Annotated in this window: 8 protein-coding genes and 6 pseudogenes; 10 read left to right on the top strand and 4 right to left on the bottom strand. The window is 68.8% G+C overall.

Translation table 11 applies throughout. The annotated features are described in order from the left end of the window. Positions 1 to 44 precede the first annotated feature (44 nt). From ACZ7FF_RS44735 to ACZ7FF_RS44720, 4 genes and pseudogenes are all read left to right on the top strand, one after another. A pseudogene (locus tag ACZ7FF_RS44735) lies at positions 45 to 512 on the top strand (DUF7824 domain-containing protein); the annotation flags it as partial. A gap of 239 nt (positions 513 to 751) precedes the next feature. After that, positions 752 to 1,357 (top strand): hypothetical protein, encoded by a 606-nt coding sequence (locus ACZ7FF_RS44730; protein ID WP_470820481.1) that lies wholly within the window; start codon positions 752 to 754, stop codon positions 1,355 to 1,357. A 176-nt stretch (positions 1,358 to 1,533) separates the two neighbouring features. Beyond that, positions 1,534 to 1,809 (top strand): hypothetical protein, encoded by a 276-nt coding sequence (locus ACZ7FF_RS44725; protein ID WP_470820479.1) that lies wholly within the window; start codon positions 1,534 to 1,536, stop codon positions 1,807 to 1,809. Between the two features lie 83 nt (positions 1,810 to 1,892). After that, positions 1,893 to 2,111: a hypothetical protein gene (locus ACZ7FF_RS44720; RefSeq protein ID WP_470820477.1), complete on the top strand. Its 219-nt coding sequence runs from the start codon at positions 1,893 to 1,895 to the stop codon at positions 2,109 to 2,111. A 205-nt stretch (positions 2,112 to 2,316) separates the two neighbouring features. Here the strand turns inward: ACZ7FF_RS44720 and ACZ7FF_RS44715 are convergent, their stop codons facing one another. After that, positions 2,317 to 2,439, bottom strand: coding sequence for a hypothetical protein (locus tag ACZ7FF_RS44715; protein WP_470820475.1), 123 nt, complete (start codon positions 2,437 to 2,439; stop codon positions 2,317 to 2,319). Between ACZ7FF_RS44715 and ACZ7FF_RS44710 the strand changes: the two genes are divergently transcribed. The 5 genes and pseudogenes from ACZ7FF_RS44710 to ACZ7FF_RS44690 all read left to right on the top strand — a co-directional run. Next, a complete protein-coding gene (locus ACZ7FF_RS44710; protein ID WP_470820473.1) occupies positions 2,438 to 2,692 on the top strand; it encodes a hypothetical protein in 255 nt (84 codons plus the stop codon). The genes ACZ7FF_RS44715 and ACZ7FF_RS44710 overlap by 2 nt on opposite strands. After that, positions 2,692 to 2,991: a hypothetical protein gene (locus tag ACZ7FF_RS44705; protein WP_470820471.1), complete on the top strand. Its 300-nt coding sequence runs from the start codon at positions 2,692 to 2,694 to the stop codon at positions 2,989 to 2,991. Before ACZ7FF_RS44710 ends, ACZ7FF_RS44705 begins: the two co-directional genes overlap by 1 nt. Before the next feature lie 195 nt (positions 2,992 to 3,186). After that, positions 3,187 to 4,245 (top strand): putative adhesin, encoded by a 1,059-nt coding sequence (locus ACZ7FF_RS44700; RefSeq protein WP_470820469.1) that lies wholly within the window; start codon positions 3,187 to 3,189, stop codon positions 4,243 to 4,245. Between the two features lie 194 nt (positions 4,246 to 4,439). Then, positions 4,440 to 4,867, top strand: a pseudogene (locus tag ACZ7FF_RS44695) (IS5/IS1182 family transposase); the annotation flags it as partial. Between the two features lie 9 nt (positions 4,868 to 4,876). Continuing rightward, positions 4,877 to 4,963: pseudogene (locus ACZ7FF_RS44690) on the top strand (IS5/IS1182 family transposase); the annotation flags it as partial. Positions 4,964 to 5,019: 56 nt separating this feature from the next. Here the strand turns inward: ACZ7FF_RS44690 and ACZ7FF_RS44685 are convergent. Next, positions 5,020 to 5,109, bottom strand: a pseudogene (locus ACZ7FF_RS44685) (hypothetical protein); the annotation flags it as partial. Positions 5,110 to 5,439: 330 nt separating this feature from the next. Next, positions 5,440 to 5,813 (bottom strand): annotated as a pseudogene (locus tag ACZ7FF_RS44680) (helix-turn-helix domain-containing protein); the annotation flags it as partial. 156 nt (positions 5,814 to 5,969) lie between these two features. Between ACZ7FF_RS44680 and ACZ7FF_RS44675 the strand changes: the two are divergent. After that, on the top strand, positions 5,970 to 6,341 hold the full coding sequence (locus ACZ7FF_RS44675) for a cytochrome P450 (RefSeq protein ID WP_470820467.1): 372 nt from the start codon (positions 5,970 to 5,972) through the stop codon (positions 6,339 to 6,341). A gap of 42 nt (positions 6,342 to 6,383) precedes the next feature. On the opposite strand, the pseudogene ACZ7FF_RS44670 reads toward ACZ7FF_RS44675, so the two are convergent. Then, positions 6,384 to 6,715, bottom strand: a pseudogene (locus ACZ7FF_RS44670) (transposase); the annotation flags it as partial.

Here is a 6,715-nt window from a genome sequence, read left to right as displayed (position 1 = left end):
CTCGTCCGGCAACGAGCCGAGGCTCCCGCAGCAGTAGCTAGTTCATGCCTGGCCAGCGAAAACGTCACACGAGGTTCGGAAAGAGAACGACCTCTCAGACAGTGGACGACCGCAGCGCCGAGCCGCAGGTGGCCGTCGCCGCGGCCCTGAGCCCGACGTACACCCCGCCACCCCACAGGCGCGACACGGAGGAGCCTTGGGACCACAGGCTCTACTACACCGTGCATCCGGGCTGCGGACGCGAGGTACTCGACCTGGCCCTCCAGGCCCGCATGGACGAGCTGTGGCGCCGGATCATGGACCGCGACGTGCCGCCCTTCCTGCTCGCCACCCCAACGTGGACCGACGGGACGATCGTGCCTGCGGAACTCGTGGACCGGCTGGCCGCGTACGAGGCACTCTCGGCCCGGCCCGGCGTCGCCGACCTCGACCAGGCTCTGCTGCGAGTACGCCATGACGACACGGCTGCCACGGCCGCCGACCAGGCCGACGGCCTCGGCTCGCCCGAGGCGGCGAGGCTGGCGAGCTGGCTCCGCGGCGGTGGCCTCACCCCACCCGACACCACCCGCCGTTACTTCGGGAACTACTCCGACATCGACGGTTGTCACCCCGACCCCGTGCCGTATCGGCTCCGGGCGGAGATCGGAAGGACAGCCACCGTGCCGGCCAGCTTCTCCAAGCCCTTCCGCCGTCTCCTGAACCCCTTCGTGGTCCCGCGGGACACATGTCATTGGGCCGCGGACCCGCAATCGTGGGGGCGGGTTCTCTACCGCTGCTGCTCACCGTCCTGCCCGCACATCGGGAGATCGTCGCGGCTCGCACGCTCACCGGCTTCGCCGACGCCGCCGAGACCGGCGGCCGGAGCGCGGCAGAGCATCTGCCTGTTCTCGTCGACATCGACGCCCCGGGCGGAGACGCCGTCCACCTCACCCTGGCCTACGGACTGGGCGCAGGCAGGCTGGCCGAGCGCGTCGCCGCCGCCGACGCCCTGCTGATCATGGCCGCGCGTGGCAGTCTTGATGCTGACCGGCTCGGTCAGGATCTGGCCGACCTCATGGCACACGGTGCCCTCAAGAGCGGACGTGTCACCGAGGCCCTGACCGTCGCGGCGCAGTCCGGCGCCTGCCTCACGGTCGGTGCCGTACTCGCTGCGGTGCTTCCTCCGCTCCTGCCCGAGCCAGGCCACGGCGCACCGACCGGGCTCGCCCAACTCCTCACCCTCGCCGCCGACTGCGCCGAGAGCACCCGCCGGACACCACCGGTCGAAGGCGTCGCAGAACTCGCCGCCCGCAAGGGTTCCAGCCTCTTCCTCAAGTCCACCCGCCGGCTGCACACGGCCTGTGCTCCACCGACCTGAGAGGCAAGGAACCTGCGGCGTCCCAGAGCACAGCGCGCCCCGGGACGCCGCGGCCCGCGCGACGTCCGAGCGCCGGCCGTCGCCGCATGCGGACCGGCGGCCGGGGGGCTGCGCCCCGCCGAGTACGAGATCGCGGCGGCCGAGTCCCGGACAGTGTCCACGTCGGTGACTGCCGCATGGCCAGGAAGAACACCGACCCGCACGGCGCCGTCGGCAACCGGCCCGTCTACGTGGTCTTGGCCGTCACCACGCGTCGTCCGCGAGCCCAACCCGTCGAGAGGGATCAGGCTCGCGTGAGCGGCGCCGGCCGCCAGCACCCGCTCCTCACCGGCGACGACCGGCCAGTGCAGCACGGCTGGTGGTCGTACGAAGACCTGGCGCGTGACAGGCGCCGACGCTGGACCGGCACCGTCGGCAACCTGAGCGACCGTCACGACACCCTCACTCACTGACGAGGACATGGGTACCGTGCCGACGACCTGGCCCGAGGTGTCGTAGCTCTGCGCCATGCCGGCGCGGACGAAGGAGTGGATCCATGGCCCACCGCCCGCGCCCCAGCCGTGAGCGCGCCCGGAGGCAGATCGAATGGCACGTCTACGAAGCCGGTCCGGTCCTCCCGACTCGTTCGGTGACGCTCCCCGAGCGGCAGCTGCTCGACGGCACGGCGCCCGCCGTCACGGATGTCGAGCCCCTGTCCACTGTCCTGCACCGGGTGGTTTCGCCCGTCGGCGGGTACCGCCTGGGCGCAGACTGACCCGCCGACCGCTTCGCCTGCCCGGCAGGGTCCTCGCCCATGTGCCGGTGTGCCGGAGCGTCTTGGACGATGCGAGGGAGCCGGCGTGGCGGTACCCGGCGTTCGAGTGCGACCCGGAGGGCGATCCGACCCCGCCAAAGACACTCACACCCCCGGCTCCGTCGGCCGGGCCGGCCGGCTGCTGGGCAGCGGTATGGCTGGCTGGTCAGTCCTTGCGTAGCACCCATTTGTAGTCATAGATGCCCAACAGCAGGCCGTTGGTGTCGCTGAACTCATGTGCTGCGCGCATTACCCCTGGCCAGTAGTTGCTGAAGTCGTCGCCGCTCATGAGTCCGAAGAGTCGGGCACTGCGTGCCACTTCGGCGCGGTCCTCCGGCGGCCGGTCGGAGGTCGTCCTCGACACCAACACCGTCGAGACCACCGCCAAGCAGTACAACTCGCCGATCACCGAGAGGACCCTCGTCCGCCACTCCCGGTCCGGCCCCCGCCTCCGGCGGTTCCTCCCGTCCAGCGAACTGACCGCCGCCTGGATCAGTCCCGGAACCGGACCGGCCGTCACCCGCGGGGCACTGACCCGCTGATGATCACCGAAGACATCCGTACCGCCCGCCAGAAGCCGGTCCTGGACGACCTCCGCGACGAAGTCCGCCAAGGCTGGGACGACGTCCTGGCCACGTTCCCGCCCCCGCACTACGAGTTGATCCCGACCATGACGGTCCACGACGGCGACGGCGACGTCGCGGTGCGCGACTACTGCCACGACAGCCGGAGCGCATTCCACGGCCAGGACCACGAGATGATCGCGGGGCTGGACCCGAAGAGTGAACGGCTGTCGTGCCCGAGGTCGGCCCTCACCGCTTGCTCCATGGCGGCATGTTGACGCTGCTGGGCTTCGGGATTCGGCGTGAAGGGGCACGAACGATGTGCTCGGAACGCCCTTTCGGCCGCCCGTACGACAGGCGTCGGGCAGGTTCCGCTCTGACAGCATGGAGACGTCGAGCCCACGCGACAGGCGTCCGTCGTGCGCGCGCCAGTCCTTCACCGCGAGTTCATGATTCCACCGAGAGGAACGCTCATGACGACTGCCTTTGTCGCAGGCCATGGATGGCACGACGGCGCAGATTTCATTCTGGTACCGAACGGGATGCGAGTGGGATTTTACGCCTCTCCGGAGTCGCCGCTCGATTTCGCCGTCATGGAGGAGGCGGTGAGGCGAGGAGACGTTGCACCGCTTGAGTCCTTCGACCCTGGTGCGCAGATTCCTAACTATCTGTATGAGCAGTTCTCCGATCTGGAGATTTCCCGGGTCATGCAGGCAAATCGTCATGAGATCCCCCTGACCTTCATCGAAGGCCGGACGAGGCTCTGTACTGATCCCCCGTTATGCGCCGGGCCTTCCCGACACACTTGCGACGGCCTGCTCGGGCGCGCCGCGATGCATGACTGGGACACACTCAACATATTTGCCTGCCGTACCAATACCACGATCGAAGTGGCTCGGACGAATGAGTTGAGGGATCGGTACGGTCGTCCGACCACGGAATACTACGATGAGTGGAAGGAGTGGATCCGATCCTTCCTGGTGTTGCCGAGTGATGCTCAGGACAGAGCCTGGGCCGAGATGCCGGTGCAGACTCAAAGCGTGCTGTGCGCGGACCTGGAATTGCGCGAATGGGCGGAGTGCTACTGGGTTCGCAGGGAACTGGACGCCAGCCCCGGCCGCAGCGCGGACATCCTTGTCCGCGTGCACGACGCGGTGCAGGCACGCCTCTTCCGTGACTATCCTGCGTACGCGCATCTGAACAGTTTCAACCCCATGGCGTATCCGGGCTATGCCGGCTGGATCGACAGCTTCCACAAGCTCGACTTCCAGAACAAGGTGGCCGAGTGGAGGATGATGGGAGACGACGACAAAACCAAGGTCCTGGTGGATCCGGAGGTCTCTCATTTCGCCCGGCTCTACAAGATCTGGGTCTACTTCAGAGCCGGCCTGGAGCCCGCGTTCCTGGACAAGATGCTCGACGAACTCGATCCGGCCGACCGCGCACTTCTCAGATCGCAGCCCGGCTTCCCTGCAGCGACACCCCCAGCCCCTCTTCCCTTCTTCGCACGTGCTCCTGAACACGGTCCGTGAGCAGGGCCGCTCGTTCCGGTGCCGGTGCGTACGTGGGCGGCGTCCCCGGCGTCTGTGGTGTCCCTGACGTGGTGGACCCTGCTCTCGACGGGGCCGTCCGGAAGCTCCAGGTGGTCCCGCCGCTCTCGTACCCGTCGGCCGTCACCGCGGAACTGGCATGGTCCTCTCCGGGGGAGGACCATGCCAGCGGCCTCATGCAGAGAACGAGCACTCGCAGACAGGCCCATCCGTCCGGGGGCGACGTCTCCAGCTCCGCCCTTCGCCTTCCTGCCGGCTGAGCTGCGGGCCCACCGCCCGCATCGCGGCACCCGCCGGCGACGTCTGTGAAGCGCCGACCACCAGGCCCCGCTGGCGCCGGGCCACCTGCGTGCGGGGACACCTGTGCCCGGCGCGCAGCCGGATCGGTGCCGGCATGACCAACGCCTGCCGGAACACCGCCGTGGCCGTCGACGTTCTCGCCGCACTCGCCCCGGACCCGGCTGCCGCGGTGAAGCCGGCGGCACGCAAGGCGTTCGTGATCCTCAACGGGACGCTGCTGCTGATCGACCGGATCGCCGCCGACCGCCCGTTCTGCTCAGGGAAGCCCAAGAAGCACGGCATGGACATGCGGGTCATCGCCGAATGAGGCGTGGAACACGGCTCCGGCCTGGGCAACCTCCGCCGGGTGGCCGAGAGCACGATCGCCTGGCTGCACGGCTTCCGCCGCCTGCGGATCCGCTCAAAGGCACCGTCCCGGTCCCGAGGCACCTCGACGGTCACGGGGCAGACGTCGGTGATGACGTTCTTGCACTGTCTGCTGTTGCGGGAGTTCCGGCCGTCCTCCCCGGCCCGATCGTGCCGGTCAGAGCCCAGGTGATCGGTCATCTCGCCCTCAAGCGGACCCCAGCAGCCGCTTCGTCAGCTGCTGCAGCAGCCCGCCCTCACGAAGTCGGCGTCAGCCCCCGCAACTGAGCCCGAACCACGAGCTCGTTCGGGAACTGGCCATCGACAGCCGTGGGTGCAGCCTCTGACTCGGACAGCCATACTATGTCCTCGCTGGTCACAGGTGCACTCTTCCATGATCGGAGGTGCACCGAATTTCTTACCGTCCCTGGCGAGAAGGCCCGGCTGATCCGGATACCCGCCGCACGTCTCGTTCAGCATGTGCGGTCGCCAGGTGGTTCACCGACGGCGGCAGGCGGCGCGGTGGGCCAAACCTCGCCTGCGCATTCGCACGACCGGCGTGCGACCGATCCGGCCGCAAGTTCCGGCCCGTGGCGGCGTCAACGACTGGCCGGCTTCGTCCTCGAAGACGATCCAGGCCCCGAGCGACGCCGCGATGCTCGCGGCCAGGTCTCCTTCTTCCACACCTCGACCGCCGTGTCATCACGCTCGATCGCTCGGCGGGCGGGCTGCTGCCGCGACCAGCCGTGCCGCGTCAGCAACTGCCAGGTCCCTTCCACCGTGTACAAGACGTGGAACAGCCGGCCGATCAGCGTCTTCACCCGCGCCAACGTCCACTGCTGGTCCGCCCAGCCATGGACGAGCGGTCCGCGCTCCAACTCACGCGCCAGTCTGGCGATCCGGGCCGGACCGAGCGACAGCACCCCCGGGACCATTCGGGTCCGGGGGTGCTGTTGTGTCTTCTGCGCGAGTTGCTGTTGCCGGTGTCCGATAGGGCGCGGGGCGGCGCGTCAGCGGACGTTGATCGACGGGGTTCGCTGGCGGGTGCGGACCGGGGCAGGGTGGCGGGATCTGCCCGTGGAGTACGGGCCCTGGAAGACCGTCCATGGGCTCTCTCTGCGGCGATTTCGGCCGGTGCCACCGTGGCCTGCCTGCTCGGGTCGGCCAACCGCGACCCGCAGCGATTCGCCGACCCGGACCGGTTCGACATCTTCCGTGCCGACGGCTGTGTCGACCGGGCGTACACGGCGGCCGCCGTCCATGTCGCGTTCGGCACCGGCCGGCACTTTTGCCTCGGGCTCGACTCTCGCTCGTCGAGGCTGAAGTCGGGATCGCGGCGCTGCTGGCCGCGATGCCGAAGCTGGCCTGGTCCGACGGGTTCACTCCGGTCGAACGCGGCCAGATGTTCCGCGGCCCCGAGCGGCTGCTCGTGAACACTGGGTGGTAGTCCAGCGGCTTAGGCGCTGTTTCTCGGATCATGTGCGGAGCCAGATGATGAGTGCTGCGAGGGTGACGGTGCCGAGGTAGGTGTAGGCCCGTTTCTCGTAGCGGTGGCGACGGCGCGGAAGCCTTTCAGGCGGTTGATGGCACGTTCGACGGTGTTGCGCTTCTTGTAGCGTTCGCGGTCGAACCCGGTGGGCCGACCGCCGCGGGAACCGCGGTTATGGCGGTGTCTGCGCTGGTCGAGCCGTTCGGGGATGGTGTGTGATATGCCGCGTCGTCGCAGGTAGCGGCGGTTTTCGCGGGACGTGTAGGCCTTGTCGGCCAGGACGCGGTCGGGCCGGGTGCGAGGCCGGCCGACTCCGGT

The sequence above is a fragment of the Streptomyces sp. NPDC037126 genome (assembly GCF_055605965.1).
This window is presented reverse-complemented; position numbering and strand designations above follow the sequence as displayed.